The organism is Streptomyces sp. NPDC085932 (genome assembly GCF_044540525.1).
Classification (GTDB): domain Bacteria; phylum Actinomycetota; class Actinomycetes; order Streptomycetales; family Streptomycetaceae; genus Streptomyces; species Streptomyces levis.
The window spans coordinates 2,008,347-2,034,165 of the sequence record NZ_JBITSJ010000001.1 but is presented as its reverse complement, the minus strand read 5'-3'; the positions used below and the strand labels follow the sequence as shown (position 1 = coordinate 2,034,165).

Annotated in this window: 25 protein-coding genes and 1 pseudogene; 11 read left to right on the top strand and 15 right to left on the bottom strand. The window is 69.4% G+C overall.

Annotation, left to right across the window (positions count from 1 at the left end; all coding sequences use genetic code 11):
- Positions 1–130 precede the first annotated feature (130 nt).
- Positions 131–766: a TetR family transcriptional regulator gene (locus ACIGAQ_RS08745; RefSeq protein WP_399780397.1), complete on the top strand. Its 636-nt coding sequence runs from the start codon at positions 131–133 to the stop codon at positions 764–766.
- Between the two features lie 39 nt (positions 767–805).
- Here the strand turns inward: ACIGAQ_RS08745 and ACIGAQ_RS08740 are convergent, their stop codons facing one another.
- Both ACIGAQ_RS08740 and ACIGAQ_RS08735 read right to left on the bottom strand, forming a co-directional pair.
- Entirely contained in the window at positions 806–1,810 is a 1,005-nt protein-coding gene (locus ACIGAQ_RS08740) for a D-cysteine desulfhydrase family protein (protein ID WP_399780394.1), read from the bottom strand.
- 117 nt (positions 1,811–1,927) lie between these two features.
- Positions 1,928–2,755: an SAM-dependent methyltransferase gene (locus ACIGAQ_RS08735; protein WP_362283206.1), complete on the bottom strand. Its 828-nt coding sequence runs from the start codon at positions 2,753–2,755 to the stop codon at positions 1,928–1,930.
- A gap of 136 nt (positions 2,756–2,891) precedes the next feature.
- Here ACIGAQ_RS08735 and ACIGAQ_RS08730 point away from each other — a divergent pair, with 136 nt between their 5' ends.
- Complete coding sequence (locus ACIGAQ_RS08730) at positions 2,892–3,467, top strand: dihydrofolate reductase family protein (protein WP_311685872.1); 576 nt, start codon at positions 2,892–2,894, stop codon at positions 3,465–3,467.
- A 52-nt stretch (positions 3,468–3,519) separates the two neighbouring features.
- Here the strand turns inward: ACIGAQ_RS08730 and ACIGAQ_RS08725 are convergent, their stop codons facing one another.
- The 4 genes from ACIGAQ_RS08725 to ACIGAQ_RS08710 form a co-directional block, all read right to left on the bottom strand.
- Positions 3,520–4,230 (bottom strand): helix-turn-helix domain-containing protein, encoded by a 711-nt coding sequence (locus ACIGAQ_RS08725; protein ID WP_399780390.1) that lies wholly within the window; start codon positions 4,228–4,230, stop codon positions 3,520–3,522.
- A gap of 184 nt (positions 4,231–4,414) precedes the next feature.
- On the bottom strand, positions 4,415–6,037 hold the full coding sequence (locus tag ACIGAQ_RS08720) for a tannase/feruloyl esterase family alpha/beta hydrolase (protein WP_399780387.1): 1,623 nt from the start codon (positions 6,035–6,037) through the stop codon (positions 4,415–4,417).
- Positions 6,038–6,168: 131 nt separating this feature from the next.
- Positions 6,169–6,861: a cytochrome b/b6 domain-containing protein gene (locus ACIGAQ_RS08715; RefSeq protein WP_399780384.1), complete on the bottom strand. Its 693-nt coding sequence runs from the start codon at positions 6,859–6,861 to the stop codon at positions 6,169–6,171.
- Positions 6,815–7,531 (bottom strand): molybdopterin-dependent oxidoreductase, encoded by a 717-nt coding sequence (locus ACIGAQ_RS08710; protein ID WP_399780380.1) that lies wholly within the window; start codon positions 7,529–7,531, stop codon positions 6,815–6,817. Before ACIGAQ_RS08710 ends, ACIGAQ_RS08715 begins: the two co-directional genes overlap by 47 nt.
- A gap of 256 nt (positions 7,532–7,787) precedes the next feature.
- Here ACIGAQ_RS08710 and ACIGAQ_RS08705 point away from each other — a divergent pair, with 256 nt between their 5' ends.
- Both ACIGAQ_RS08705 and ACIGAQ_RS08700 read left to right on the top strand, forming a co-directional pair.
- Entirely contained in the window at positions 7,788–8,351 is a 564-nt protein-coding gene (locus ACIGAQ_RS08705; protein WP_399780377.1) for a CGNR zinc finger domain-containing protein, read from the top strand.
- 360 nt (positions 8,352–8,711) lie between these two features.
- Entirely contained in the window at positions 8,712–12,809 is a 4,098-nt protein-coding gene (locus ACIGAQ_RS08700) for a discoidin domain-containing protein (RefSeq protein ID WP_399780374.1), read from the top strand.
- Positions 12,810–12,900: 91 nt separating this feature from the next.
- Here the strand turns inward: ACIGAQ_RS08700 and ACIGAQ_RS08695 are convergent, their stop codons facing one another.
- On the bottom strand, positions 12,901–13,347 hold the full coding sequence (locus ACIGAQ_RS08695) for a VOC family protein (protein ID WP_399780371.1): 447 nt from the start codon (positions 13,345–13,347) through the stop codon (positions 12,901–12,903).
- A gap of 10 nt (positions 13,348–13,357) precedes the next feature.
- Positions 13,358–13,510, bottom strand: coding sequence for a hypothetical protein (locus tag ACIGAQ_RS08690; protein WP_399780368.1), 153 nt, complete (start codon positions 13,508–13,510; stop codon positions 13,358–13,360).
- Positions 13,511–13,722: 212 nt separating this feature from the next.
- Here ACIGAQ_RS08690 and ACIGAQ_RS08685 point away from each other — a divergent pair, with 212 nt between their 5' ends.
- Complete coding sequence (locus ACIGAQ_RS08685) at positions 13,723–14,781, top strand: alpha/beta fold hydrolase (RefSeq protein WP_399780366.1); 1,059 nt, start codon at positions 13,723–13,725, stop codon at positions 14,779–14,781.
- An 869-nt stretch (positions 14,782–15,650) separates the two neighbouring features.
- Here the strand turns inward: ACIGAQ_RS08685 and ACIGAQ_RS08680 are convergent.
- Entirely contained in the window at positions 15,651–16,211 is a 561-nt protein-coding gene (locus ACIGAQ_RS08680; RefSeq protein WP_399780363.1) for a TetR/AcrR family transcriptional regulator, read from the bottom strand.
- A 94-nt stretch (positions 16,212–16,305) separates the two neighbouring features.
- On the opposite strand from ACIGAQ_RS08680, the gene ACIGAQ_RS08675 reads away from it, so the two are divergent.
- Complete coding sequence (locus ACIGAQ_RS08675) at positions 16,306–17,049, top strand: SDR family oxidoreductase (RefSeq protein WP_399780360.1); 744 nt, start codon at positions 16,306–16,308, stop codon at positions 17,047–17,049.
- A gap of 523 nt (positions 17,050–17,572) precedes the next feature.
- On the opposite strand, the gene ACIGAQ_RS08670 is transcribed toward ACIGAQ_RS08675, so the two are convergent.
- Positions 17,573–17,902 (bottom strand): DUF6233 domain-containing protein, encoded by a 330-nt coding sequence (locus tag ACIGAQ_RS08670; protein WP_399780357.1) that lies wholly within the window; start codon positions 17,900–17,902, stop codon positions 17,573–17,575.
- Here ACIGAQ_RS08670 and ACIGAQ_RS08665 point away from each other — a divergent pair.
- The 4 genes from ACIGAQ_RS08665 (at position 17,882) to ACIGAQ_RS08650 (ending at position 20,519) form a co-directional block, all read left to right on the top strand.
- The gene (locus ACIGAQ_RS08665; protein WP_399780748.1) at positions 17,882–18,064 is read left to right on the top strand and encodes a hypothetical protein; all 183 of its coding nucleotides are present in this window, start codon (positions 17,882–17,884) and stop codon (positions 18,062–18,064) included. The two genes, ACIGAQ_RS08670 and ACIGAQ_RS08665, sit on opposite strands and share 21 nt — an antisense overlap.
- Before the next feature lie 327 nt (positions 18,065–18,391).
- Positions 18,392–18,865, top strand: coding sequence for an ATP-binding protein (locus tag ACIGAQ_RS08660; protein ID WP_399780354.1), 474 nt, complete (start codon positions 18,392–18,394; stop codon positions 18,863–18,865).
- 254 nt (positions 18,866–19,119) lie between these two features.
- Positions 19,120–19,515, top strand: coding sequence for a hypothetical protein (locus tag ACIGAQ_RS08655; protein ID WP_399780352.1), 396 nt, complete (start codon positions 19,120–19,122; stop codon positions 19,513–19,515).
- A 458-nt stretch (positions 19,516–19,973) separates the two neighbouring features.
- Positions 19,974–20,519, top strand: a complete 546-nt coding sequence (locus tag ACIGAQ_RS08650; protein WP_399780349.1) for a pyridoxamine 5'-phosphate oxidase family protein — start codon at positions 19,974–19,976, stop codon at positions 20,517–20,519.
- 189 nt (positions 20,520–20,708) lie between these two features.
- Here ACIGAQ_RS08650 and ACIGAQ_RS08645 read toward each other — a convergent pair.
- From ACIGAQ_RS08645 to ACIGAQ_RS08635, 3 genes and pseudogenes are all read right to left on the bottom strand, one after another.
- Positions 20,709–21,097: pseudogene (locus tag ACIGAQ_RS08645) on the bottom strand (hypothetical protein); the annotation flags it as partial.
- 80 nt (positions 21,098–21,177) lie between these two features.
- The gene (locus ACIGAQ_RS08640; RefSeq protein ID WP_399780346.1) at positions 21,178–22,029 is read right to left on the bottom strand and encodes an RCC1 domain-containing protein; all 852 of its coding nucleotides are present in this window, start codon (positions 22,027–22,029) and stop codon (positions 21,178–21,180) included.
- Positions 22,030–22,089: 60 nt separating this feature from the next.
- Positions 22,090–22,923: an IS5 family transposase gene (locus tag ACIGAQ_RS08635; protein WP_399780344.1), complete on the bottom strand. Its 834-nt coding sequence runs from the start codon at positions 22,921–22,923 to the stop codon at positions 22,090–22,092.
- Between the two features lie 464 nt (positions 22,924–23,387).
- Between ACIGAQ_RS08635 and ACIGAQ_RS08630 the strand changes: the two genes are divergently transcribed.
- The gene (locus tag ACIGAQ_RS08630; protein WP_399780341.1) at positions 23,388–24,173 is read left to right on the top strand and encodes a hypothetical protein; all 786 of its coding nucleotides are present in this window, start codon (positions 23,388–23,390) and stop codon (positions 24,171–24,173) included.
- 527 nt (positions 24,174–24,700) lie between these two features.
- Here the strand turns inward: ACIGAQ_RS08630 and ACIGAQ_RS08625 are convergent.
- Both ACIGAQ_RS08625 and ACIGAQ_RS08620 read right to left on the bottom strand, forming a co-directional pair.
- Positions 24,701–25,150 (bottom strand): spore-associated protein, encoded by a 450-nt coding sequence (locus tag ACIGAQ_RS08625; RefSeq protein WP_399780338.1) that lies wholly within the window; start codon positions 25,148–25,150, stop codon positions 24,701–24,703.
- Between the two features lie 228 nt (positions 25,151–25,378).
- The gene (locus ACIGAQ_RS08620) at positions 25,379–25,732 is read right to left on the bottom strand and encodes a type II toxin-antitoxin system PemK/MazF family toxin (protein ID WP_399780335.1); all 354 of its coding nucleotides are present in this window, start codon (positions 25,730–25,732) and stop codon (positions 25,379–25,381) included.
- Positions 25,733–25,819 lie beyond the last annotated feature (87 nt).

The window sequence follows — 25,819 nt, the reverse complement described above, 5'->3', positions numbered from 1 at the left end:
CCTCCGGGCGAGACTGCCTTGATGAGGAAATCATCAAGTCTGACGGAACCATCGTCAAGACACCGCGGGCGGATAATGATGAAACCATCAGAACTGCGATCGGCATCGCCCGGACGGTTAGACTCTGCGCATGTCTACGTCAGCCCCGGCCGGCAACCGGTTCGAACGGCGCCGTGCGGAGACCCGCAGGGCTCTCGTGCGAGGGGCGCGGCAGATACTCGCCGAGAGCGGGGACACGAGCGCCAGCATCCAGGCGATCGCCGAGCGTGCCGACGTCGGCTTCGGCTCCTTCTACAACCACTTCGAGTCGAAGACCGAGCTGTTCGAGGCCGCGGTGCGGGACGCGCTGGAGGAGTTCGGCCAGACCTTCGACGCGCACCTGACCGGGATCGACGACCCCGCGGAGCTGGTGGCGGCCGGCTTCCGGCTCAGCGCCCGCATGGCCGAGTCGCACCCGGAGCTGATGCAGGTGCTGCGCCGCCGCGGCCTCGGGCACCTGTACTCGGACAACGGTCTGGCCGTCCGGGCCCTGCGCGACCTCCAGGCGGGAATGACCTCCGGCCGTTTCACCACGCCGGACGCGACGATCGCTCTCACCGCGCTGGGCGGAACCCTCCTGTCCTTGGTGGAACTGAGGTTCGCCCGCCCCGATGTGAACGGCGACGACGCCGCGACGGACCTGGCCGAGATGGTCCTGCGCATGCTGGGAGTCCCACCGGACGAGGCCCACGAGGTCGCCCGCCGCCCACTGCCCGACCTCGGCTGACCGACGACGGGCGCCCGTGCCCGCCACGTGCGAGGGGGCTCAGCCGAAGACGGCCGGGACCTCCGGGTGGCCGAAGAGGCCTGGGAGTCCGCCGGTGTGCACCAGTACCGTCGTCTCTCCGGGGCGGATGTCCCCGTCGCGGACGGCGGCGCGCAGTCCCGCGAGGGCCCGGCCCGTGTAGACGGGGTCGAGGACGACGCCTTCGCACCGCGCGGCCAGCGACAGGGCCTCGGCCGTCTCGGAGGTCAGGGCGGCGTAGCCCGCCCCGACCTGGTCGGCGCGCACCCGCAGATCCTCGGCCACGAGGGGGTCCTGGGACAGTGCCGCCGCATAGGTGCGGACGACCGTGCGCACTCCCGGCCGCGCGCCGGTGTCCACCCCGAGGACGCGTCGGGCACCGGCGGCGGCGACCAGTCCGCCCATCGTGCCGCCCGAGCCGAGCGCCACGACGATGTGCTGGACGCCGGGACACTGCCGGAGGATCTCCCTGCCTGCTTCGAGGTAGCCTCGCGCGCCCAGGACGCTGGATCCGCCGAAGGGGATCACGGCGGGGCTCGCCCCGGCCCGGCGCAGTTCCGCAGCGGTTTCGCGTGCCCTCGCGTCCAGACTCTCGGCGTCCGCGTTCCCGGCCCAGACCAGGCGGGCGCCCAGAAGACGGTCGAGCAGCAGGTTGCCGGAGGTCGCGGCCGGCGCTTCGCCCGCGAGGACCAGGACCACGTCCAGGCCGAGGCGGGCTCCCGCCGCAGCGGTCAAGCGGGCGTGGTTGCTCTGGGCGGCGCCGGTGGTGACCAGGGTGTCCGCGTGCTCGGCCAGCGCTCCGGCCATGGTCCACTCCAGCTTGCGGATCTTGTTGCCGCCCCCGGCGAGCCCGGTGAGGTCGTCGCGCTTGATCCACAGGTCGTCACCGCGCAGCCCGAGGGCCTCGGCGAGCCGGGGAGCGGGTTCCAGTGGGGTGGGCCAGCTGCCGAGCCGCAGCGGCGCGAAGGGCGGGTCGGCTGCGTGGTCACCGTGGTCGGGTGCGGGTTCGGCCGTGGAGGATCGCATGACCATCACTCTTCCCTGCCCTGCCTGCTTCTCCCGCACCCGGGCGAGGGCGAAGTGGCACGGCTGGTTGTGGTGCGGGGAGTCGGCCTCCGCGCGTCTGCGTCCGCCCGGCACAGCCTACGGTTTCCGAGCCAGGCCGGCGGCGATGAGGTGTTCCCAGACCGTGAGTTCGCGCTGTTCGCCGCTGTTCCACCGGTGGTCGGACTCGTCGGGACGCCACAGGGGTGCGGGGACTATCCCAGGGTCGAGGATCTCCAAGCCGTCCAGCAGGGAGGCGATCTCCGCGTCCGTGCGCCAGCGGCCGCGGCCGAACGTCTGCTGGAGGACCTTCTCGGCCTCCCTGGTCTCCGGGTTGTCGCCGGAGCGGAAGTGGCTGATGAAGAAGTGGCTCCCGGACGGGACTTGGTCACGCCAGTAGCGGACGATGCCGGCCGGGTCCTCGTCGTCGTTGACGTGGTGGAGGATGGCACTGAAGATGACGGCGACGGGACGAGCGAAGTCGATGATCTCGACCGTGGCCGGGTGGGAGCGGATGGCTTCCGGGTCGCGCACGTCGACCGCCACCACGCGGGTCCGGTCGTTCTCCTCCAGCAGTGCGCGGCCGTGGACCAGCACCTGGTCGTCGATGTCGACGTAGACGACCCGGGACTCGGGAGCGTGCCGTTGCGCGACCTGGTGGACGTTGTCCGCGGTCGGCAGGCCACTGCCCAAGTCGATGAACTGCCGGATGCCGGTGGTCTTGGCGATCTGTGCGACCGCCCGGGTCAGGGCCGCGCGGTTCGCGAAGGCGATGGCCACCGAACCGGGCAGATCCCGCTTGAACACGTCGCCGATCTCCCGGTCCACGGCGTAGTTGTCCTTGCCGCCGAGCAGGTAGTCGTAGACACGGGCGATGCTGGGCCTGGTCGGGTCGATGGCGGAGCCTTCGTAACTCATGGCGGCCATTCTTCCCGGCGCTGTCGCCCCCGCACGCCTGTTTTCCGGCAGCGGCACCCAGTCGATGTCGTTTCCGTCCAAGACACCCGTCCCGGCCACGGCCTAGGTTGATCCCAGGAGCTCGGCCCGTGATGAGGAGACACAGATGCGTAAGTTGGTCTACACCGGATTCATGTCGCTCGACGGCGTTCTGGACTCGCCCGGTGGGCCCGAGGAGGGGCACCGCAGCGGTGGCTGGGTGGTGAAGGATCTGGAGTTCGTCCCGGAGGCCTGGTCGTTGAAGGCCGAGGAGCTCGCCGACACGACGGCGCTGATGTTCGGACGCCGCAGTTACGAGGCCTTCGCGGCGGTCTGGCCCGGCTCGGAGGACCACGCCGCCTACAAGGAGCTGCCCAAGTACGTCGTGTCGAGCACGCTGCCGGACGACGCCCTCGTCGGCGACTGGGGGCCGTCGACGATCCTGCGCACGACGGAGGACGTCGCCCGGCTCAAGGAGAGCGAGGGCGGCTCCATCTACATCCACGGAAGCGCGGAACTGGCGCGGCGGCTGTCGGAGGCCGGCCTGATCGACCAGTACAACCTGCTCGTCTTCCCCGTCCTGCTCGGCGCCGGCAAGAGCCTGTTCCACCGGGCCGACCAGGACAAGCAGATGCTGTCGCTGCGCGAGTCGGAGAGCTACTCCAACGGGATCCTGAAGCTGATCTACGACGTCAAGCACTGACCCGGGCAGAGGCTGATCTACGACGTCCAGCACTTCCCGGGCAGAGGCTGATCTACGACGTCCAGCGCTGCCCCAGGTCGAGCGCGATCGCACCGCCCCTGCCGTCGCGCAGTTCTCCGGCGGTGCGCCCCACGTAGGTGCGCAGCGCCCGGGCGAGGTGCGGCTCGTCGAAGTAGTCGAGCTTGGCGACGACGTCGGCGGCCGTGTCACCGGCTGCCAGCAGTTCCGCCGCCGTACGGGCCCGCTCGATCTGCCGTACCGCCCCCCGCGTCAGACCGGTGGCGGCCCGGAAGCGGCGCTCCACGGTCCGTCCCGACACCGCCGGTTCATGACCTCGCAGCACCTCGGCGACGAGCGGGTCGCGCACCACGATCCCGGCCTTGACCAGCCGCTCCACCAGAGCTTCGGCGTCATCGGCCCCCGGGGTCTGCCAGCGGGCGCCGTCCAGCCGGAACGTCCGGCGCGTGGTGTCGGGGAGCTCCACGCCGCCGTCGACCAGCTCCGGTACGGGCAGGACGCGCAGCGAGGTGCCCACGGCGAACTCGATGCCGGTGAAGGCGGCTCCTTCCGGGACGGGCGCCGTGCTCGCCCGGGTCTCCGGGCCGCTGACGGCCGCGTAGGACCGGCCGTCCTGCTCCCAGAACACCAGGCCCCACCGCACGCCCGCCACGGACGTCATCGTCGTGACCTGGTCGCTGGTGCAGGTCCATACGCTGTCGACCCACGGTGAGTCCGACCGGCGTGTCCCGAAACGCAGCTCCACACCCGCAGGATACGACGGACCGGGCACCGGGCACCGGGCACCGGGCACCGGGCACCGGGCACCGGGCACCGGGCACCGGGCAAGAGCGTGCCTCGCGCGACCTTCTTCACCTCTGCTCGCGCGCGGGGGGCTCGTCTGCCGGCCTACCTGCCGCCAGGGCGCCCCTGTGACGCCTCCGACCCGGTCAGAGGCGGGGCGGGGAGACGCAGGTGAAGCTCGCGACGGCGGACGGGTCGCCGTGGCCCTTGTAGCGGGAGATCCGCGGATAGCCGCACAGGTCGCGCGTGACGTTCTGCCCGTCGGCGTCGGTCAGGATGGCGGGCAGCGTCTTGGGTGCCTTGCCGTGCTCGACCCAGGCGGTCAGTGCCGCAAGGCCGTCGGCCGAGCCGTCAGCCCCGTCCAGACCACAGTGGTCGGTGCCGGGGGCGAGGAAGAGACGGTAGAAGTCGTCGACCTTCTTGCCGCCGCCCAGCGCACGCTCGACCTGCTGGCGATAGCGCACGGTGCCCTGGGCGGGGATGTACTGGTCGGCCTCGCCGTGCCAGGTCAGCAGCTTGCCGCCGGACGCGGCGAAGGCCGACAGGTCGGGGTCGTCCGTGCCGATGACCTTGTCGTACTCGGCCTGGGACCGCTTGAACAGCTGCGTGAATCCGGCGTAGGTGATCTTCGACAGGTCGAGTGAGGGGTCCTCGGCCACCCAGAGCCTGGCCCAGGCTGCGGGCACCGGGAAGGGCGTACCGGTGACGTTTCCGTCGGGGTCCGGATCGGTGTGCCCTGCCAGAGCCGAGATGTCCGCTCCGACCGGGACGCCGTACCACAGCTCCTTGCCCGTGAGGGTGCGTGGGCCGTCCCAGATCTTGCGAACGACGGTGGCGTCGGGCGCCGTGATGGTCAGTTCCCTGCCCTCGCACACGACCTTGGTCCCGATCAGCCGGCGGGGGTCGAAATCGCACCGGGTGGGGTCGTTCACCAGGCCGTCCTGGAGGCCGTCCAGGGAGTCACAGGCTTTGACTGCGGCCTTGGTGAAGGCGTCGAACTCGCAAGTGGACGGGTACGTCTTCTCGTTGTTCATCACCACCTGCGGCCACAGGGTGGCGATCTCGAACTCGTCCCAGTGGACAGCGGGGGCGTCGGCGAGGATGCCGTCGTAGTCGTCGGGGTGGCGCTGGGCCTCCATGTACCCCTGGCGTCCACCGGTGGAGCAGCCGGTGAAGTAGGAGTAGGCCGGGGGCTTGCCGTAGACGGCGTCCACGACTCGCTTGCCGACGACCGCTGCCTCGTGCTGCGACCGGGAGGCGAAGTTCTTCAGCAGAGCGGTGTTGACGCGGCCTTGGCTGTCCAGCGCCCAGCCGGTGTCCAGGGCGTCGCCGACACCGGCGTCGGTGGAGACGGCGGCGTAGCCCTTCTTGACCGCGGTTCCCAGGCCGACACCGTTGTCACCGGCGAGGTAGGCGGCGCCGCCGAGGCCCTGGAAACGGCCGCTCCAGCCCTCGGCGGGCAACCAGGTGCGCACCTTGGCGTGGTCGTCGGAGCCGGGGTGGGTCAGCGTGACCGTCACCTCGCAGAAGGCCGGGACTCCGGAGACCGAACCGCCCAGGACGCCCGTGCCGTTGACGGTGCCGCCGTCTCGGCGAGCCGCGGTCACGGACTCCACGGTGGTGCCCTGCGGGGCCTTGACGGAAGGCGCCGAGCAGGTGAACGGGGCGGGGCCGGAGGCGGCCGGGGGTTCCGCCCGGGCGGTCGGCAGATACACCGCTGCGGCCAGCGGCACGCCGGCCGCGAGAACAGTCAGAAATGGTCGTCTCATGAGTTTCCCATCCGAGAAGCAGGTATGTGCCGGGCCAGAGCGACACAGGTGCACGACACATGCGGGCCGGCCGAAGTCCGGCCCGGTCGTCGAGGCCAGGTGAAACGGTGACGAGACAGGGGCAGGTCATGTCATTCGAGGGTGCGCCGCTCCCCCGCGTCGCCCTCGCGGGCGTGTTCCTCGGTCAGCCACCGGGCATGGTGCCGCTGGGCCCACGCGAGGCTGACATGTCCGGTGCGCATTCCGAGCCGCGCCTCGGGATCCGCGAACGCCTTGCGCGCATGTGCGACCAGGACGAAGCCGATCGCCCAGGCCAGGAGGTCGTGCACGAAGATCGCGCTGGTACGGGAGATCCACGGCAGCAGCCGCATGAACCACATCAGCAGACCGGTGCACATCATCACGAGCACGGCACCGGCGATCCAGCCCGCGAAGAGCTTCTGGCCCGCGTTGAACTTGCCGGCCGGACGCTCCGCGGGTGAGACGCGACGCCTGCGGACGGCCCGCAGCCACTGCCTGTCGTACACCGCGAAACGGTTCAGCCTGCGCAGGTCCGCGCGGAACGAGGGGGCGGCGAGGCCCAGCAACAGGGGCAGCGGCAGTGCGATGCCGGACCACTCGTGGACCGTGACCATCAGGTGGCGTCGGCCGACCCACTGGGCCAGCGGCCCGAGGTAGAGGCAGGCGGCCGAGAGCACGCACAGCAGCATCAGACAGCCGGTGGCCCGGTGAACCATGCGCTCGGCGGTGCTGAAACGACGTACCCGGCCTTCGAGTTCAGGCCCTGTGCCGGTCGGCCCCGTCGAGCCAGCCGTCGACCGCATAACCGCGCTCCTCCCAATAGCCGGGAACGACCTTGTCGGTGACCGTGATCCCGGACAGCCACTTGGCCGACTTGTAGAAGTACATGGGCGCCACGTAGAGGCGGACGGGGCCGCCGTGCGCGTGGGTGAGGGGCTTGTCCTGCATGTTCAGCGCCACCAGGACGTCCGATCGGCGGGCCTGTTCCAGGGTGAGACTCTCGGTGTAGGCGCCGTCGAAGCAGCTGAACCGGATCGCCGTACCAGGTGCGCGCACGCCGGCCGCGTCCAGGAGGTCCGCCAGCCGTACCCCCTCGAAGGGCGTGTCGTCCACGCGCCATCCATCGGTGCACAGGACGTCGTGGACCACCCGGGTCTGCTGCATCGCGCGCAGCTCGCCGAGCGTGTAGGACCTCGGCCGTTCGACCAGCCCGTCGACGCGCAGTCGGTAGGTGGTCTCGTCTTTGTGCGGCACCGAGCCGACGACGCTGTAGTACCGGAACCCGCCCGGGTCGGGCAGGAGTCCGGTCAGGCCGGTGGCGTCGACTTCGGAGGCGGCCGCGAGGAACCCCTCCCAGCCGCGCTGGAGGTACGGCGCGGCGACCAGTCCGGCCGCGCCCGCGCCGAGCATCCCCAGCATCGCCCGCCGCCCGACCGGCGCGCCCGGCGCCCCGGGTTTCGGCTTCTCCGCCATGGTGTGCGCTCCTTCCGGCACTTGTGACCTTGCCGGACTCACGCGGCGTCGTCACCGGTTCAACAGGTGATGATGCTGCCATCGGGGTCCGAGGGCTGTCAACAACGCGGGGAGAGCCCGGGCAGTCGCCGTCGACCTGCCGGCCATCACCGTCACATCCATCCCAGCAACCACGGGCCAGACAAAGCCCTGACGGAACCACCCGGCACGGCGACGCCACTTGCGTAGAACCGGAGTCACCTGTCAGGATGGTGATGTGAATCTTGACCATGTCTTCGTCTGCGGGAACCCGGCGCTCGACTTCGCGGCCACGCTCCGGGCCCGGCGCTCGACGCGGTTCGAGATGTTCGTGACGCCGGACCGGCTCAACGCCTGGTACCTGGAGTCCGGACTCGTGGACACGATCACACCCGCCACCGAGGACGACGTCCGCACGGCGATCACCGTGCGCGAGGCCGTCTACCGGCTCGTCACCGACCGCCGCCTCGGCGAGGAGTTCGACCGGCAGGCACTCGCCGTCCTCAACGCCGCCGCCCGCGAGACTCCCGTGACACCGCAGCTCACCCTGGCGGGCCGGCACACCGACGCCACCCCCGCACAGGCCCTGGCCACCGTCGCCCGCCAAGCGGTCGAGCTGCTCAGCGGCCCCGACGTGCCCCTGATGAAGGAATGCGGCAACCCCGAGTGCACGCGGGTCTACATCGACCGGTCCCGCGGCACGCGGCGGCAGTGGTGCGGCATGGAATCCTGCGGCAACAAGATCAAGGCGGCGGCCTACCGCGCACGCAAGAAGACCGCGCCCGCAGCGTCCTCCCGCTGACCTCTCCCTCCCGCTCACCTCTCCTCCAGCGAGCGCAGAGGTTCCGGCAAGTACGGCGCTCCGAGCGATCACGGAACTCCGGGTGATCAGGGGGCTCCTGGCGATCACGGGGTTCCTGGCAACCAAGGGCTTCGGCGATTGCGTGCTGATTCCGACGGCCCCGCCGTCGTCGCAATCCGGCTTCGCCGTTCGAACGTGCCCCTTTCCCTCGCAGGCGGGGCGAGAACCACGCACATCGTCACGGGCCTTGACAGCGGAGCGCCTTCCACAACAGCCTATGGCAACGTTGTCAGATCGCGGGATGCCCGGCATCGGTCCACGCCCCACCCCGCTCTTCCCGCTGTGATTGGATCACTGCACATGGCCGAACAGTCGCGTCCCTCGCGGCATCCCTCCCGGCGCACCTTCGTCGCGACCGGCTCGACGCTGCTGGCCGGGCTCGGCCTCGGCGGCACCGTCTTCGCCCCTGCCGCCGAGGCCGCCGACCACACCGCGGCCGCTCCCGGCGCCGCTCCCACCACCACGCCGGGCGAGCTCGCCGCCTACCGGCCGGTCCGGGTCTCCTCCCAGTCCTACGCCCCCACCCCCGCCGAGTTCACGGTGGACGCCCTGCCGGCGCAGGGAGTCCGGGGCACGGGATGGCGTGCCGAGGCGGGCGACCCGCAGTGGATCGAGGTCGACCTCCAGGCGGACTGCCGCGTCGACCGCATCCGGCTCACCTTCGAAGCCGACGCCGCGGACCCGGTGTTCACTCCGCCGGCCGACGGCAACCCGCGTCAGGGCACCACCGGCAAGGAGATCCTCTCCAGCTACGCCAGGGAGTTCGTCGTCGAGACCTCCCGCGATCGCGAGTCCTGGGCCAGCGCGTACCGCACCACTGCGGGGACCGGCGGGGTGGTGGACATCGCGCTGGCCAAGCCCGTCACCGCACGCTGGGTACGGATGACTGCCCACCGGCGCTCCAGCCCCAACCCCCTCGGTCTCAACGGCTTCGAGGTGTACGGCGCCGCCCCGGGACACCGCCCGAAGGGCACCGGCTGGACCGACTGGGGGACCCATCGGGGCGTCGCCCCGCGGCTCGCGGTCGCCGCGGACGGCACGGTGCCGTTGGAATCCGGCTGGACGCTCACCCTGGACGACTGGGCGGACGGTGACGGCCCGGCCCTGTCGAAGGCCGGTGTGGACACGAGTCGCTGGCTGCCCGCGACCGTGCCGGGGACCGTCCTCGGCTCCCTCGTGGAGCAGGGCAAGCTGCCCGACCCCGTGGCGGGGCTGAACAACCTGCGCATCCCGGAGGCCCTGTCCCGGCACTCGTGGTGGTACAGACGGGACTTCGAACTGCCACGAGGCCTGCGCACGGGCCGGGGGCGCCACATCTGGCTCGAGTTCGACGGGGTCAACCACAAGGCCGAGGTCTGGCTCAACGGACACGCGGTGGGCGAGGTGACGTTCCCCTTCGCCCGCTCCGCCCACGACATCACCGACCGGCTGACCGTCGAGGGCAAGAACGCGCTCGCCGTGCGGATCTCCCCCATGCCGGTGCCCGGCAGCCCCGGGGACAAGGGGCCGGCGGGCGAGGCCTGGGTGGACGCAGGCGCCAACACGATGAACCTCAACTCGCCTACGTACTTGGCCTCTTCGGGCTGGGACTGGATGCCTGCGGTCCGGGACCGCGCGGCCGGCATCTGGAACCACGTGCGGCTGAGGTCGACCGGCCATGTCGTGCTCGGCGACCCGCGTGTGGACACCGTGCTCCCCGGGCTTCCGGATCTGTCGGTCGCCGAGCTGACCCTGACCGTCCCGGTGCGCAACGCCGACACGGTCGCCCATGAGACCACCGTCTCCGCCGTGTTCGGTGATGTCCGTGTCGCTCGCACCGTCACCGTTCCTCCGGGCGATGACATCGATGTCGTCTTCGCCCCGGACGCGTTCGGCGCCCTGCGGGTGAAGGACCCCGAGCTGTGGTGGCCGAACGGCCTGGGTGAGCCCGCCCTGCACGACCTCACCCTGGTCGCCCGCGCCGGCGGCACCGAGAGCGACCGGCGTACCACCCGCTTCGGCATACGCCAGTTCGGCTACGAGTACGACACCCCGCTGAAGTTCACCCCCTCCTCCGACGCCTGCACCCAGACCGTCCCGCTGGGTGACCGCAGGGCCCGCCACGTCCGGGTCCGCTGCCTCACCCGGGCCACCAGCTGGGGCAGTTCACTGTGGGCCCTGTCCGTCTTCGACAGCGCCCGGCCCGGCACCGACCTCGCCCTGCACGCCCCGGCGAACGCCTCCACCACCGACGAGGACGCCCACGCGGCGGCCAACGTCACCGACGGCGACCCCGACACCCGCTGGTCCTCCGCCTACGAGGACGACCAGTGGATCCGTGTCGACCTGGGCTCCGTGCAGTCCTTCGACCGGGTCGACCTGGTCTGGGAGCAGGCCTATGCGCGGACCTTCGTCGTGCAGGTCTCCGAGGACGGAGAGCAGTGGACGGACGCCGCGTCCGTGGACAACACGGCCGTGCCGCTGCCCTTCAACAGTGGTGACGCCAGCCTCCGGGTGACCGACTTCGAGGCCCGGACGGCCCGTCACGTCCGGCTGTCCTGCGGTGTACGCAACACCAGTTGGGGCAACTCCCTGTGGTCCCTGGCCGTCATCGACAGCACCGAACCGGGCACCGACCTCGCCCTGCACCGGCACGTGACCGCCTCCAGCGAAGCGGACGGCCATGTCGCCGCCCATGCCACCGACGGTGATGCCGGCACCCGCTGGTCCTCCGCCTACGAGGACCACCAGTGGATCCAGGTCGACCTCGGCTCCGCCCGGCGTTTCGACCGGGTGGCGGTGCTGTGGGAGCAGGCGTACCCGAAGACGTACACGATTCAGACGTCCGACGACGGCGACACCTGGACCGACGTCACGACCATCACCAACACCCCCGACCCGCTGAAGATCAGTGTCAACGGCGTGCGGGTGCTGGTGCGCGGTGGCAACTGGGGCTGGGACGAGTTGTTGCGCCGGATGCCCGCCGAGCGGATGGACGCGGCGGTGCGGATGCACCGGGCCATGAACTTCACGATGATCCGCAACTGGGTCGGCAGCAGCAATCGCGAGGAGTTCTACGCCGCCTGCGACGCCCACGGCATCCTGGTGTGGAACGACTTTCCCAACGCCTGGGGCATGGACCCGCCGGATCACGAGGCGTTCCTGTCCACGGCCCGCGACACCGTGCGGCGTTACCGTATCCACCCGTGCGTGGCGGTGTGGTGCGGCGCCAACGAGGGCAACCCGCCCGCGGCCGTCGACGCGGGCATGCGCTCAGCGGTCGAGAGTCAGGTGCCCGGCGTCCTCTACCAGAACAACTCGGCAGGTGGCATCGTCACCGGCGGAGGCCCCTACGGCTGGGTCGAACCGGAGCGCTACTTCGATCCGTCGACGTACGGCAGCAAGGACTTCGGTTTCCACACCGAGATCGGCATGCCCGTCGTCTCCACCGCCGCCAGTACCCGCGCCATGGTGGGCGAGGACGGCCCGGAATGGCCGATCGGCGGTGCCTGGTACCACCACGACTGGAGCGAGCGCGGCAACCAGGCTCCGCAGAACTACAAGGCCGCCGTGGAGTCCCGCCTCGGCACGGCCCGCGACCTGGACGACTTCTCGCGCAAGGCGCAGTTCGTCAACTACGAGAACTTCCGGGCCATGTTCGAGGCCTGGAACGCCAACCTGTGGGACAACGCCAGCGGTTTGATGCTGTGGATGTCCCATCCCGCCTGGCACAGCACGGTCTGGCAGACGTACGACTACGACTTCGACGTCAACGGCGCCTACTTCGGGTGCCGGAGCGCCTGCGAGCCCCTGCATGTGCAGGCCGACCCGGTGAAGTGGCAGGTCATCGCGGTCAACCACACGCGCGAGCCGCTCAGGCACGCGACGGTGGCAGCGGAGACGTACGACCTGTCCGGACGCCGGTTCGGGCAGGTCCGACGGGCGCGGGTGGACGTGGACCCCGCGACTTCGGCGGCGGCGTTCACGGCCGCTTTCCCGGCCGATCTGCCGGACCTGCATCTGCTGCGCCTGACGCTCACGGACGAACGGGGGCGGGTACGGTCCCGCAACACCTACTGGCGCTACCGCTCCCCCGAGGCGTTGCGGACACTGAACGAGGTCCGGCAGGCCAGGCTGTCCGCCTCCCTCACACGGGTGGCACGCGACGGAGACCGGCGTACGGCGACCGCCACCGTCCGCAACCGCGGTTCCGTGGTCGCCGCGATGGTCCGGCTCTCCCTGCTGGACGAGGACGGCGACCGCGTCCTTCCGACGCTCTACGACGACAACTACCTGTGGCTGCTGCCCGGTGAGACGCGCACGGTGAGCCTGTCGTGGCCCGCCTCCGCCCTGTCGTCGGGACGGCCGAGACTGCGGGCCGAGGGGTACAACACGTCCCCGGTGACGGTGCGCGGCTGAGTGGGAGGAGGGGAGGGGGCAGCGGCCGGCGGGCACCGCGGTGAGAGGCCGGCTCCCCCTTCCCTCCCCTACCGCGTGTGCTGTGCGGAAGTCAGCGGCCGGGGGCGCGCTCGGTGACCTCTTGCAGGAACCACTCGTTGCCGTCGGGGTCCTTGAAGGCCGCGAAGGTGCCGTAGCTCGCGCGCTCGGGGTGGACGCCGGGAACCCGGTGGGCGTCACCGGCGTGGTGGAACGCACCGGTCTCGTCGCGGAACGGGCCGGAAACCCGCACGCCGCGGGAGGTCAGTTCCTCCTGGGCCTTGAGGATGTCCGTGACGGTCAGCTGTAGGCCGTGAAGCGTGCCCGGCTCCTGCTGGGTGAGGCCTTCCCCGAAGATGATCGAACACTCGGAGCCGGGCGGGGTCACCTGCACGATCCGGTATCCGTCGTTGATCGGGAAGTCGGCGTCGAGACGCCAGCCGAGCTGCTCCACGTAGAAGCCCTTGGCCTCGTCCACGTCGGCGACGGGCAGGATGACGACTTCGAGTCTCATGTCCATGTCTGTGTCCTCATTTCGGCTGCTTGGTTGTCCGGAGCGACTCGGCGGTTCTCTGGTCGACGCCGCCGAGCACGGGGCTGAGGACCGCGGAGAGCGAGAACTCGCCGTCGTCGCCGTGGGTGAGCGTTATCTCGGCCGCGCCGGCGGATGCTCCTCGCGTCACCGGTTGAAGCGGTGATGTGATCGTGGCAGTCAATGCACTACCCGTCAAGCAGGTGACGTGAAATCGGGCGGAAAGCGTTGGGAACCTCGACCACTCGACCGGGCCCGACTTCGCGTCACCGGTTTGACTGGTGACTACTCCTGTGCAAGGGTCGATGTGCCCGGGCTCCCCGCACGGGACGGTCACCGATACGCACGGACGAAAGGCTCCGAGTGATGAACAGGCGCAGCTTCAGCAAGGCAGTCGGCCTGGGCGCCGGCGCGGCCGCGGTCTCACTGTCCGGCCTGCAGGCCAACGCGTCCGCCGCACAGCAGCGCAGCGGCGCCCCCGCGCCCACGGTGCCGACCGTCACCTCCGGCGCCCACACCGAGTTCGCCACGCTCAAGCAGGTCAGGGCGGGAGTTCTGGACATCGGTTACGCCGAGGCCGGTCCCGCGCACGGCCCGGTCGTCGTCCTCCTGCACGGCTGGCCGTACGACATCCACAGCTTCGTCGACGTGGCCCCGCTCCTCGCGGACCTCGGCTACCGCGTCCTCGTGCCCTACCTGCGCGGCCACGGCAGCACCGGTTTCCTGTCACGCCGCACCCCTCGCACCGCCGAACAGTCCGCGATCGCGCTGGACATCATCGCGTTCATGGACGCCCTGAAGATCGACAAAGCCGTCCTCGCCGGCTTCGACTGGGGTTCGCGGACGGCCGACATCATCGCCGCGCTCTGGCCCGAGCGCGTCAAGTCGCTGGTGTCGACCGGTGGTTACCTCATCACCAACCGCAAGGCGCAGCTGGAGCCCGGTCCTGCGGCCGTCGAGCACAACTGGTGGTACCAGTGGTACTTCGCCACCGACCGTGGCGCGAAGGCCATGGAGCACGTCGAGGAGCGCATCGCGCTCTGTCGCTACACGTGGACGCTCGTCTCCCCGAACTGGAACTTCTCCGACGCCACCTTCGCGCGCACGGCGGAGGCCTTCAAGAACCCCGACTACGCGGCCGTCGTCCTGTACAACTACCGCTGGCGCATCAGCCTGATCGAGGGCGACCGTCGCTACGACCGCTACGAGCGGAGGCTGGCAGCACAGCCCCCCATCGGGGTCCCCACCGTCACCCTCGACGCGGCCCTGGACCCGTTCACCGCGCCGGGCGACGGCGTCTCCTACCGCAGCCACTTCACCGGCCCCTACCTGCACCGGACGATCGCGGACATCGGTCACAACCTGCCGCAGGAAGCACCGACCGCCTTCGCCCAGGCCGTGGTCGACGCGGACCACCTGTGACCGCCCCCGCGGGCGACACGACGGTCGTCGGCGAGAAGACGGAAGAGAACGACCCAGCGCACAGGGCGCCCCCAGGTGAAGCGTCTTTGCTGCCGGTGGCCGATCGCCCTTCACGGTCAGCCGGGCGGGAGCGGGCCGCAGCAGGCGCCCGTCTCGGACTGATCGGCGCCGGCGAGCGGCGCTGCCACAAGCACAGCCGCCAACGCCACGAACACACTGAGTACAGCTCTGCGCATCACATCTCCTACCGAATGGGCGGGGCGGACCGGCGGGCTCGCTGGAAGAGGCTGGCCAACGATCCCGGCAGGCGTTCTGGGGCAGGCGGCGCAGGCGCAGGGCATCCAACTGGCATATGGACGTAGCCAGTTGCTGCGGGGTGTCACTGCGTCGCCGGCAGGATGTCGAAGGCCAGTGCCAGCCTCTGGTTCGACGGCGAAGGCCGGTGCCGCAGCCTCGCGCCACCTGGGGGACGTCTCCGGTCCGCCCTCGCTGATGACGTGCCGGGTGTAGAGGACGGGTAAGCCGGACGCTCGAGCTGAGGCGAGCAGGGCCTGGGTCGTGCACATGGCGGGCTCGGCGTCCGGCAGGTCCATCCCGGCCCGGGTGAGGGACCCTTCCGGGTGCAGGAACCCGTTCGGCACATAGATGACGAGAACTGCCGTAGTGGACGCAGCGAAGGCCCTTTCAGATGAAGGCGACGTGGGATTTCCGGCGCGGTGATCAGAAGACGGCTACGGGATTGCCGGCGCTGGAGGCAACCCCGATCATGCGCCACGAAGACACCGCTCGGTGGCGGAGTCGGTGTCTCTCCTCTGCTGTTCGGTGGTGCCGAAGTTGCTGTTCCGGATGTTCTCGGTGGTCTGCTGCCCTCACCGGTCCGTGTCCTGTCGGCGAAGGCCGTCGAGGATGACGCTCATCAGAGGCCGTGCCGTTGATTCCCACTCATCCCGGTCCAGTCGGCCGAGGTAGGCGATGAGCAGGAGGACACCGTGGGCGTCCACGTCCGCGCGGAGGGAACCGGCCGCTTTCCCTGCGTCCAGCAGGTGACCGAGCGCGCCTTCGATGGGGTTGTGGCTGTGGGCGACGAGGTCCTGCCACGCCGCCGGCTCGAGGGCTGCGAGGACGCCGCGCTTGATCCCGGCGTAGTCGATCACTCGGTCGAGCCAGTGACGCAGGGCTTCCACGGGCTCGTGTTCCGCCAGCAGAGCGGAGGCGGCGGTCACGAGTTCTTCGACGTCGCGCCGGTAGACCTCGGCGAGGAGCGCCTCGCGGTTGGGAAAGTTCCGGTAGAGCGTTCCCTGTCCCACTCCGGCGCGCTTGGCGATCTCGTTGAGGTGGACGTGGTGGGACTCGGCGAGGGCCGCGCGGGCCGCCTCCACGATGCGGGTCCGGTTCTGCGCCGCGTCCGGACGGCGTGCTGGGGCGCTCATAGGCCTCTCCTGATTCGTCGCCTCCACAACTGGACACGTGTCCGCTAGAGTGGGGCATCCGGCGGACACGTGTCCACTTTACTCGGAGGCAACAGTGCTCTCACTTCACGGCAAGGTCGTCGCCATCACCGGAGCGAGTGGCGGCATCGGCGAAGCCACGGCCCGTCTGCTCGCCCAGCGCGGCGCCGCGGTCGTCCTCTCAGCGCGCCGCAGCGAGCGCGTCGAGGCCATAGCCCAGGACATCCGGGAGGAGGGGGGCCGTGCCGTCGCGTGCGTCGTCGACGTCACCAAGGCCGAGGACCTGAAGCGCCTGGTCGCCACCGCCACCGACCAGTACGGTCGTATCGATGTACTGGTGAACAACGCCGGCATCGCCCCGATCAGCCCGCTGGCCGACTGCGACACCGAAGGCTGGTCGGCCATGATCGATGTCAACCTGCGCGGCGTGCTCAACGGCATCGCCGCCGCGCTGCCCGTCTTCCGCGAGCAAGGGTCGGGCCACCTGGTGAGCATCGTCTCGGTGGCCGGCCTGAACGGCGCGTCCGCCACGATGGCTGTCTACGCCGCGACCAAGAACGCGGTGCGCACCGTCCACGAGGGGCTGCGCACGGAGTCCACCGACGGGGTGGTGCGCACGACAGCCATCTCGCCGGGATACATCCGCACCGATCTCGCCGACTCCATGACAGACCCGCACCTCCGCGAGCTGACACGCAAGAGCATGGACACGGTGGGCATCCCCCCGGCGGCGGTCGCCCGCGCGGTGGCCTTCGCCATCGAGCAGCCCGGCGACGTCGAGATCGGCGAGATCAACGTGCGCCCCACCGCCCAGGCATGACGCCCTCTGTCACCGGTCAGGGGGAGACGACCGCCAGCCGCTCGCGGGTGCGAGCGCCGACCAGCGGCACAATGTCCTCGCCCCGTGCAACCACCCAGGCGAGTGGGAGTCGGGCCGGGGCGCAGCCCCGGACGCCCGCGTCACCCCTCCGCCGCCGCGTCCCGCGTCGGCACTTCGTCGTCTCGTGGTGAACGAGTGCGGCCGACGATCCGACGCCTCGTGGACCCGTGCCCGGCGACGCGGTCCAGAAGATGAACGTCCACAGCGCCCCCACAGGCTCACCCGCGGAGGCCAAGCTGGCCGAACTCGGAGAACTCCTCGCCTCCGCCTGAATGTCCGGCCCACCCTGCAAGCCCCTCCGCCTGCCTCGGAGTGGCACTGGTAGATCATCGCCCCCCTGAGCCGGCTCTTTTCCCCCGCACATCGCCGTCAGCCCCGCCGTTCTGGCCTCTAGTGGCTCCATCCCTGCGGTACGGCTGAGCTCCTCCTCGGGCGCGGGTTCGCAGATGTGTGACCCCTTGCATCAGTCCGCGATGCCGAGCGCCGTGTCCGGCCTGCACTTCGCACAGGCCGGCACCTGCTGCCGTAGCGCCTCGATGGCCTGTTCCCTGGTCACCGGTTTCGTCCGCTTGCCCGGGTCCCAGCACTGACCGGTCTGCAGAGCGACGATGTTGTCGCGGTCCAGGCCGCGCTCTAACAGCCACTCGGGGCCGGCGGGCGTCCGGCCTCGCTCACTCCTGCCCCGCCCGCGGCTCGTTTTGCCGCGGTCTGGGAGCGGATGCAGCGAGAGCCGCCTTGCTCTGCCTGCGGTCGGCCGTCGCGCACCAGCGGCGTGATCCACGACCCCGACCATGGGGCCCGCTGGTTCGATCGCTGCCGGGAGTGCTTCCTCGCGACACCTCCGACATTGCGGATGCCGCCGGGGCGGATCCTCGAAGAACTGCGCCAGGCTGCGGCCGATGCGCAGCTACCGCTGCGCACCTACACCGACGAGAGCGGGTGGGACAGTGAGTGACGTGGACAGCGAGCGGTTCCACCTCACCCTGAGTTCGGCCGGCCAGCTGGTGATGCAGGGCTGGTGGGGCAAGCAGTCCACGGGCCAAGCACCAGTACCGCTCCTGGATCGGCTCGTGGGGCAGCATCGACGACGCCCGGATCGTCCTCGCCGAGCGCGCAGAAGGCGGCGAGCGCGTGATCTCCAGCTGGCCGCGGGATCCTGAACCGCGTCCATGAGGGGCGACCCTGAGTAATGCCTTGCGGATCACATGTTTGCCTTGCCTGAATCTGGGTTCCGAGGGCAGATGGTGTGGGTCGGGTCAAGGCCGGATGCAAGGCGGGCCGCATGATGCAGGCAGAAGCAAGCGAGGGACAGCAGTCCCTGGTCAGTGGGCCGATATCGGTGTCGGCCGCGTTCGAGGACAGTGCGGAGATCGCCGAGGCCCGAGACCTGGCCCGTTCGTTCCTGACCGATGTACAAGCGGTCCATGGGCTTCCGGTATCGGACCGGGCGATGGGCATGGTCCAGCTCGTGGTGAGCGAGCTGGTCACCAACGCCCGCAAATACGCGCCAGGCCCCTGCCTGCTGACGCTGGAGGTCAACGGTGGTGCTGTGGAGGTGACGGTGTGGGACAGCGAACCTGTCCTGCCGATCGCCAAGGCCGCAGACCCGGACCGGGTGGGCCAGCACGGGCTGGAAATCGTGATGGCCGTCTGCCGCAGCATCGAGGTGCACCGCGAGCCGGTGGGCAAGCGGATCAAGGCGGCAGTGGTGCTGGCCGACGACCCCGGCGGCGACGTCACCGGCCGCCTGCTCTGACGCCTCAGGCCGCCGCCTCAGTCCGCTGTTCCTGCATGGCTGGGCGGATCGGAGGCCGGAGTAGGTCATCACGGTGATTGCGACCAGAGTGACCACCCCTCTGGTGGCCGGTCTCCCAGTGGCCCGCGTGGAAGGCATCTCGGCATGACGTGGACCTTGCCTGAGCCGATGCTGACCGCGCCCGTGGAAGCCCCGCGCTGCTCGCCGGGTGGGCGGCGGAGCCGAAGTGGAACGGCTACCGCGCGCAGTTCGCCGTGCACACGGGCGGGCGGGTGCTGCTGCGCTCCCGGCAAGGCACGGACATGACCGACTCCTTCCTCACCGGCTCGTTCCCCGAGATCCGGGCCGCCGCCCTCGCGCAGCTGCCCGCCGACACCGGCCTCGATGGCGAGCTGGTGGTGTGGGAGTCCGGCCGGCTGGCGTTCGAGCGGCTGCAGCAGCGCCTGGCCCGCCGCGGCAAGGGCGCGAGCAAGGCCACGGGCCAGTGGCCCGCGCACTACGTCGTCTTCGACCTGCTCCACCAGGGCGGTCTTGTTCATGAGAACGGACAGCAGATGTTCACCACTTCGGGAGGCGGCAAAGCCCATCGAAAGATTCGAACGGCGCGTGGATTTCAGGCCCGAGCGCCAGTTCTGCGGAAGGCTTCGTGAGTGCTGTCCCCTGCGGGCGGCTGTCAGTTGCGGACAGCCCGCTTGTCCCTCCCGAAAACGCGAAACGGACATCGGCGCATCCGAGGATCCCACTGCAGGGCCGCTGTGAGCTCTTCGGGTTGGCGGGATGCGAGCTGGGCTGTCGGCCAGCTGCAGACAAGGCCTTGCTCGGGACGGTGACCCAGCAGTAGTTCGCGGGGCCGGCTTTCTGGTCGCTGGTCCAGACGGGCAGAGCGGATGGTGCGGCGGTGAGGCATCCGTGGACACTCGGGAAGAACTCGATGAGATCGAGGGCGGCGGGGCCGGACGGCATGGTTCCTTGCTGGTGGTGCGGTATTCCGCGAGCGAAAGTGCTGCTTGTGATGTTCCTTTTGCTCATCGATCTCCGCCAAAGGCCGGGCCTGCGCCGCCGGACCAGGCTGCGTAGCCTTCGTTACGCAGAGGGAAGGGAGTTTCGCATGACGCCGAAGCAGCCCAGGACCGAGCTCGACGCCCGCTACAGCTCCGCGCTCAACCCTCGCCCGGGCGCGAAGGACGTCACCGCCACCGACTGGGCCGAGGCTCAGCGCCAACTGCGGGCCGCCGAGATCTTCTGGATCACCACCATCCGGCCGGACGGCCGGCTGCACGTCACGCCGCTGATCGCCGCCTGGCACGACGGGGCGCTGCACTTCAGCACCGGGCCGGGCGAGCAGAAGGCAAAGAACCTGGCGGGCAATGCCCACTGCGCACTCACCACAGGGCACAACTCACTCTCCGAAGGCCTCGACATCGTGATCGAGGGCACGGCCGAGCGCGTGACGGACCCGGCGCGGCAGGGCGAGGTCATCGCCGCGTTCGAGGCGCAGTACGGGGACCACATCACCTCGCCGGAGGGGACCTTCTACGGCTTCGGCGACAGCATCCGCAAGGGCCACGACCTGCTGTTCGCGGTGGCACCCGGCACGGCGTACAGCTTCGGGCACGACGGTCAGGTCTTCAGCCACACCCGCTACACCTTCTAGCGGACCTGCGCACAAGGAAGCCCTCGGCCGCATGAGGGAATGCGACCGAGGGCTGTCTGTGAGGGGCGGCGCACAAGCCCCACCCGGGGTTGCGCCGCGGAGCCGAAGCCCGTGCCGTGGGCGAGCTTGCCCTCCAGGACGACTCCAGAAGCCGTTTGGTCGTTTGCTGGAGCAGCCCGCCCTCGCCGGTCAGGTGAAGGCCCGCGAGCCCGGCACACCAGCTCGTCGATCAACTGATCGTCCACTCCCACCACCTGCAAGAAAGTGCTCGGGCTTGCGTTCATGGCGGCGGTGTAGGCGACGGCATCGGCCAAGCCACGCACGTTCGACGACTCACCGATGACGGCCGAGCCGCTGCGAGGGCTCGATGCCCTTGCGGGCGATGCCGTGGGGTATGCCGCGGCTGTGGAGCCATCGTCGCAGGTGCTTGTAGTCGTAGCCTTTGCCCGCATGCAGTTCGGCCGGGAATCCGCGGCGGGAGCGAATGGGCGGGATGCCGCGCGCAAGCGGTTTAGGGCCTGGCTGTCGTGCATGTCGGCTCCGGAGATACCCAGCGACAGCGGCAGTCCGTTCCAGTCGGTTTCAGGACTGGAATCAGAATGAGGTCTCTGGAGTCCGGGGCGACGGTATGTCAGTTCGCGTTGGCGCGGCCCGGGGCCTATGGAAGCTGGACTCCTGACCAGGCATCGACTTCGCACTGCCCGTCGGCATTGTTCCCAGCGGTCACGACTGTGCCGTTGGCACGCAGGCCAAGGGTGTGCGTTGAACCGGCCGCCACGGCGACAACGTCGCGCCAGTCGCCGACTTCGCACTGTCCGTAGCTGTTGTCTCCCACTGCGAGAACCCGCCCGGACGCTGTGACTCCGACGGTGTGGTAGCTGCCGGCGTCGAGTGCCACGACGTTTTCCCACTCGCCGACCGCGCACGCCCCGGTTGCCCGCTCTCCGGTCGCTACTGCCCGCCCGTCGACTCTGAGGCCGACGGTATGGAGATACCCGGCCGAAATGGAGGCCAGGTCACACCAACCCTCAACGGCACACTGCCCTCGTCGGTTGTTCCCCGCGGCCAGTGCAGACCCGTCCGCCCGAACGCCGACCGAGTGCCAGTCACCACACGACAGGACAACCATCTCGCGCCAGGACTGCACGTCACACTGTCCTTCTGAACTCCGGCCAACTGCCAGCACGCGGCCATCCGCGAGTAGCCCGAGCGTGCGGCGCCAGCCCGCGGCCACGGCCGTGACGCCTCGCCATCCGGCGACATCACATTGCCCATCGCCATTCCACCCCGTTGCCAGCACCGTGCCGTCCGACCGGAGTCCCACCGTATGAGACCTGCCCGTGTTCGTCGCGGTATGAACGTTGCCGGCTGCCACCGCGACGACGTCTTCCCATTGCTCGACACGACATTCAGCGGCTGCGGTATTGCCCACGGCGAGAACGGTTCCATCCCGGCGCCGCCCGACCGAATGACGCCGTCCGGCCGCCAGCACCGACGAGCTAGCCAGCATTCCGCCTCCTTGTGCTTGGCCGAGTCCGCGACATGGGATGCCACCTTACGTTGGCCGGAGTCAGAGCAGGGTCCTCAGCCGTCGCCAGCAGATGACGGCACAACCGAGTGTGATGAACGCACGGTGGATGTCGTCGCGGATCTCCCACCGGATGCGTGGGCGGCGGAACCAGTGCAGTAGTGCGATGGCGCCTTCCACGACCCAGCGGTGGACGCCGAGTCCGGAGCCGTGTTCGGTGCCGCGTCGGGCGATGTGCGGGGTGATTTCGAACTGTCGGACCTGGTCTCGGTAGCTCTCGTGGTCGTATCCGCGGTCGGCGTAGAGGTGCTTCGCACGGCGCAGCGGTCGGCCGCGTTTGCCTCGGATGGGCGGGACAGCTCGGAGCAGTGGGATCAGCTGGGTCACGTCGTTGAGGTTGCCGCCAGTCAGCGTGACGGCCAGCGGAATGCCGTGGGCCTCGACGATCATGTGGTGCTTGCTGCCAGTCGTACCCCGGTCCACCGGGGACGGGCCGGTGGCCGCACCACCTTTCATCGTCCGCAGATGGCTCGAGTCGACCGACGCCCGGGACAGATCCAGTACGCCGGCCGCCCGTAGTTCGGCCAGCAGCATCTCGTGCAGGCGCTGCCAGACCCCAGCCTCGTTCCACTCCCGCAGTCGCCTCCAGCAGGTCATCCCGGAGCCGAAGCCGAGTTCCTGCGGGAGGTAGCGCCAGGGGATGCCGGTGTAGAGCATGAACAGGATGCCGCACAGGACTCGCCGGTCATCGAGCCGACGACGCCCCGGGTACCGGAAACGCCGCTCAATCACCGGCAACAGCGGCTCGATGCGCTCCCACAGCGCATTGTCAACCTCCCATGGCTTACGCCCACCATGCGTCTTGGTCGCGACCACCCCCTCCGGGCCGTAGCAACGAGAACTGATGCGCCGTCATTCCCGAGGCTCAGGGACCTCATTCTGATTCCAGTCCTTAGTGCACGGATGCTGACCGAATCGATCGCGCAGCGACCAGTCCAGCTCACCCCGAGAGGTCTTCCCATCGTGCTGCGGGGGGCCGGGCATGACCGTGGCGGTCGGGTTCGGGCTGAAAGGCTGCTGTCCGAATCAGTCGGAACCGGCCGCAGGACTTCAGGTGCGTCTGTCTTCCGTCCGTCGTCGCCACAGGAGAACAGGGCCGTCCAAGCGTTCGACCCACCGCCTTGGAACCGTGCTTCCCCACTGTCGTCAAAGCGGAAACTGCGTCGGTCCTCCTCCTCTCGGTGTCGGAGCCGCCGGTATCGGGCATGCTTGCGGGGCTGCGGCGAAGCATGGAAAGAGGTCTGATGCACCCGAGGAGAGGTGGAGCTGCCGCCTTGGGCTTGGCTGCGGTCCTGATCGCGACTCTGCTGTCCGGCTGCGCCGGAGACGGGGGCGGGGACAGCAAGGAAGAGCGCACAGACAGGGCCCTGAAGGGGATCCTCAAGGAGTACGAAGTCCGCTTCGAGCAGCGGCGTGAGGCTCTCGTGACCGCCGCTTCGCATCTGCCGCAGGACAGCCCGGGCAAGGACTCCTGTGACAGGGAGCTGAACCCCAGGCCGAAGTTCCAGCACTTCAATCCCAAGAGCCTCGTCCTGGACAGCTACAACAATCCCGACCAGGGAGGCAACGTCGACATCGTGGCGGCGAGCGAGGCCGATACTCCTGAGCGGATCACAGACGACCCCGGCTTGAAGCTGGGCAGGTTCGCCGTGGCGCCGGGATGGCTGATCCGCAGCTTGTGGATCACGGGTCCGCACGGCCCGCTTGGGACCAACCACTTTGAGGTGACCGACCGGTACGGCTACGAACCCTACAAGGGCGCCGAAAAGGACCCCGCCATGCGACTCAGGAAAATCCTCGATGTCGGAATGCACAAGCGCTACGCCGCCCTGTTCCGGGTTACGACCTACCGCGAGCCCTCAGGGCCAGGGGACGAGTCGGCCCTCGTGAAGGCGGACGTCTTCCTCGCCGACCTGGAGAAGGGCGACGTCCCCTGCCGGCTCACGGCATCCGGCGAGCCGCTTTTTGTGAAGGGTTACTGGTCTTCGACCACCCCCTACGAAGACATGCAGACCTCGTTTCAATTGGATATCAGCAGCAAGCTCCGTGACATGACCCGCAGTTGAATCCGCTTCCGCCACGGCGTGCAGAGTGTGGACGGACGGCTCACCTTCGAGCCCGACGGCACGACGCAGCCGCAGTCCCGCCTCTTCCGAGGCGCCCGCCCACGTCGTCCCCTTCGACCTGCTCCAGCTATCCGGCACCGACACCACGACCGAGCTCTACCAGCGGCTCAGGGCTGCACCCCGAGTCCGTTCTCATCGCTCGACAGCTGTTGGCACCATGAGCGCTGCTGTGTCCGACGACCACAGCCCCGTAGCCGCTCAGCGGATTCGACCAGCGGGGTCTGTCTCCCATGTGGCCCGGTAGAGGGGCGGTGAGAGTGTCCGCCTCTCCTGGGCACGACGCAACCGTCTGGACGCCAGGCCTGTGCGGGGTCAGGGATTCGCAGCCGCGGCCCGGCAGTGACGACACTCCTGGAGTCTGCCGGGGCAAGCAGGACCACTGCGGCCCTGATGCGGTCGTCGAGGCGTACGTACTGCCCCCGACGACCGCACGACGGCACAGACCGCCGGGTCAGAAGGAAGTCGGCTCAGCGGACTTCGGTGACCCGGTGCTCCTTACGCGCGTCACAGTTGGAGTTGTACACCTGCACGTGCACGTTGCTGATCCCGCCGCCCCAGTCGACGCAGTGGCCCTTGCCGTACACGTAGGCCGGTCCCGCGTACGACGTGTACCGGCCGTAGTCCTCGCCCCGCTCCGAGGTGTCGGGGACTTCGATCCACAGGGCCATGTCCACGGCCGTACCCGGACTGTTGCGGATGGTCACGACGCAGTTCTTGCCGTTCGAGGCGTTGTACGTCAGGTAGACGGTACCCAGTGAGCCGACGGCGGCCGAGTTCACGGTCTTGTAGGCACTGCCGCAGACCTTCTGGGGCGTGGTGTTGGGCGCGGCGGAGGCGGGCGCCGCCAGCGCGGTCGTGGTCCCCAAGGCCGCAGCGGTTAATGCAGCGGCACTCAGGACGGAACGGGTGAAGCTCATGTTTCCCCCTTGTAGTCATAGGAGTTGGTCACTCCTGCATGGTGTGACATGCGGGACCGTGGAACGGTTGTGCCTTCTCTGCGAAAGATGCGACCGCGCCGCCTCACCACCCCGCCCATCCGCAGGTGGGCGGGCAAAGAGCAACGTCGAACTGAGCTTCACCTGCGGCAGTTCACCTCTGGCCAACTCGCGTCATCCGTGGGGATGCCGACCCCAAGCGTTGCCTGATCAAGCAGCCGGGTGCGCCACCTGCTCGAGTCCACCGGCACGGAGGGCATCCTCGATCTCGCCGAGCTTCGCCGACGACAAGACTCCCACCTGCTCGGTCAGATCTTCCTTGGCCACCGTGACCAGCCAAGTGCACGGGACGAGACCGGGACGTGGCAGCGCCACTCGAAGGACGCCCTCGAGAGGCAGTCCCTCGAGTGCCCCCACTGCCACCTCCACGGCCACCCCGCTGATCTCGATCCCCGCGGGAGCGACGATCTGCATCGCTCGGAACCTGGACGCTTCGTCTCCTGACAGCAGTACTACCGGCCGCCGCTCGTCAAAGTCCGCCAACCAGACCTCGCCGCACCGCATGTGCCCTCCCTGCGCAGGATCGCCGGGACCTTGCACGTCCCGGACCGAACACCTCATTGTCGGCCGTAATCCAACCAGTCCAGCGGT

Bases quoted from the DNA above. Each gene is read 5' to 3' on its own strand.
- ACIGAQ_RS08745 (WP_399780397.1), top strand. From the start codon at position 131: ATGTCTACGTCAGCCCCGGCCGGCAACCGGTTCGAACGGCGCCGTGCG.
- ACIGAQ_RS08740 (WP_399780394.1), bottom strand. From the start codon at position 1,810: ATGCGATCCTCCACGGCCGAACCCGCACCCGACCACGGTGACCACGCA.
- ACIGAQ_RS08735 (WP_362283206.1), bottom strand. From the start codon at position 2,755: ATGGCCGCCATGAGTTACGAAGGCTCCGCCATCGACCCGACCAGGCCC.
- ACIGAQ_RS08730 (WP_311685872.1), top strand. From the start codon at position 2,892: ATGCGTAAGTTGGTCTACACCGGATTCATGTCGCTCGACGGCGTTCTG.
- ACIGAQ_RS08720 (WP_399780387.1), bottom strand. From the start codon at position 6,037: ATGAGACGACCATTTCTGACTGTTCTCGCGGCCGGCGTGCCGCTGGCC.
- ACIGAQ_RS08715 (WP_399780384.1), bottom strand. From the start codon at position 6,861: ATGCGGTCGACGGCTGGCTCGACGGGGCCGACCGGCACAGGGCCTGAA.
- ACIGAQ_RS08710 (WP_399780380.1), bottom strand. From the start codon at position 7,531: ATGGCGGAGAAGCCGAAACCCGGGGCGCCGGGCGCGCCGGTCGGGCGG.
- ACIGAQ_RS08700 (WP_399780374.1), top strand. From the start codon at position 8,712: ATGGCCGAACAGTCGCGTCCCTCGCGGCATCCCTCCCGGCGCACCTTC.
- ACIGAQ_RS08695 (WP_399780371.1), bottom strand. From the start codon at position 13,347: ATGGACATGAGACTCGAAGTCGTCATCCTGCCCGTCGCCGACGTGGAC.
- ACIGAQ_RS08680 (WP_399780363.1), bottom strand. From the start codon at position 16,211: ATGAGCGCCCCAGCACGCCGTCCGGACGCGGCGCAGAACCGGACCCGC.
- ACIGAQ_RS08670 (WP_399780357.1), bottom strand. From the start codon at position 17,902: ATGGTCGGGGTCGTGGATCACGCCGCTGGTGCGCGACGGCCGACCGCA.
- ACIGAQ_RS08660 (WP_399780354.1), top strand. From the start codon at position 18,392: ATGATGCAGGCAGAAGCAAGCGAGGGACAGCAGTCCCTGGTCAGTGGG.
- ACIGAQ_RS08650 (WP_399780349.1), top strand. From the start codon at position 19,974: ATGACGCCGAAGCAGCCCAGGACCGAGCTCGACGCCCGCTACAGCTCC.
- ACIGAQ_RS08640 (WP_399780346.1), bottom strand. From the start codon at position 22,029: ATGCTGGCTAGCTCGTCGGTGCTGGCGGCCGGACGGCGTCATTCGGTC.
- ACIGAQ_RS08625 (WP_399780338.1), bottom strand. From the start codon at position 25,150: ATGAGCTTCACCCGTTCCGTCCTGAGTGCCGCTGCATTAACCGCTGCG.
- ACIGAQ_RS08620 (WP_399780335.1), bottom strand. From the start codon at position 25,732: ATGCGGTGCGGCGAGGTCTGGTTGGCGGACTTTGACGAGCGGCGGCCG.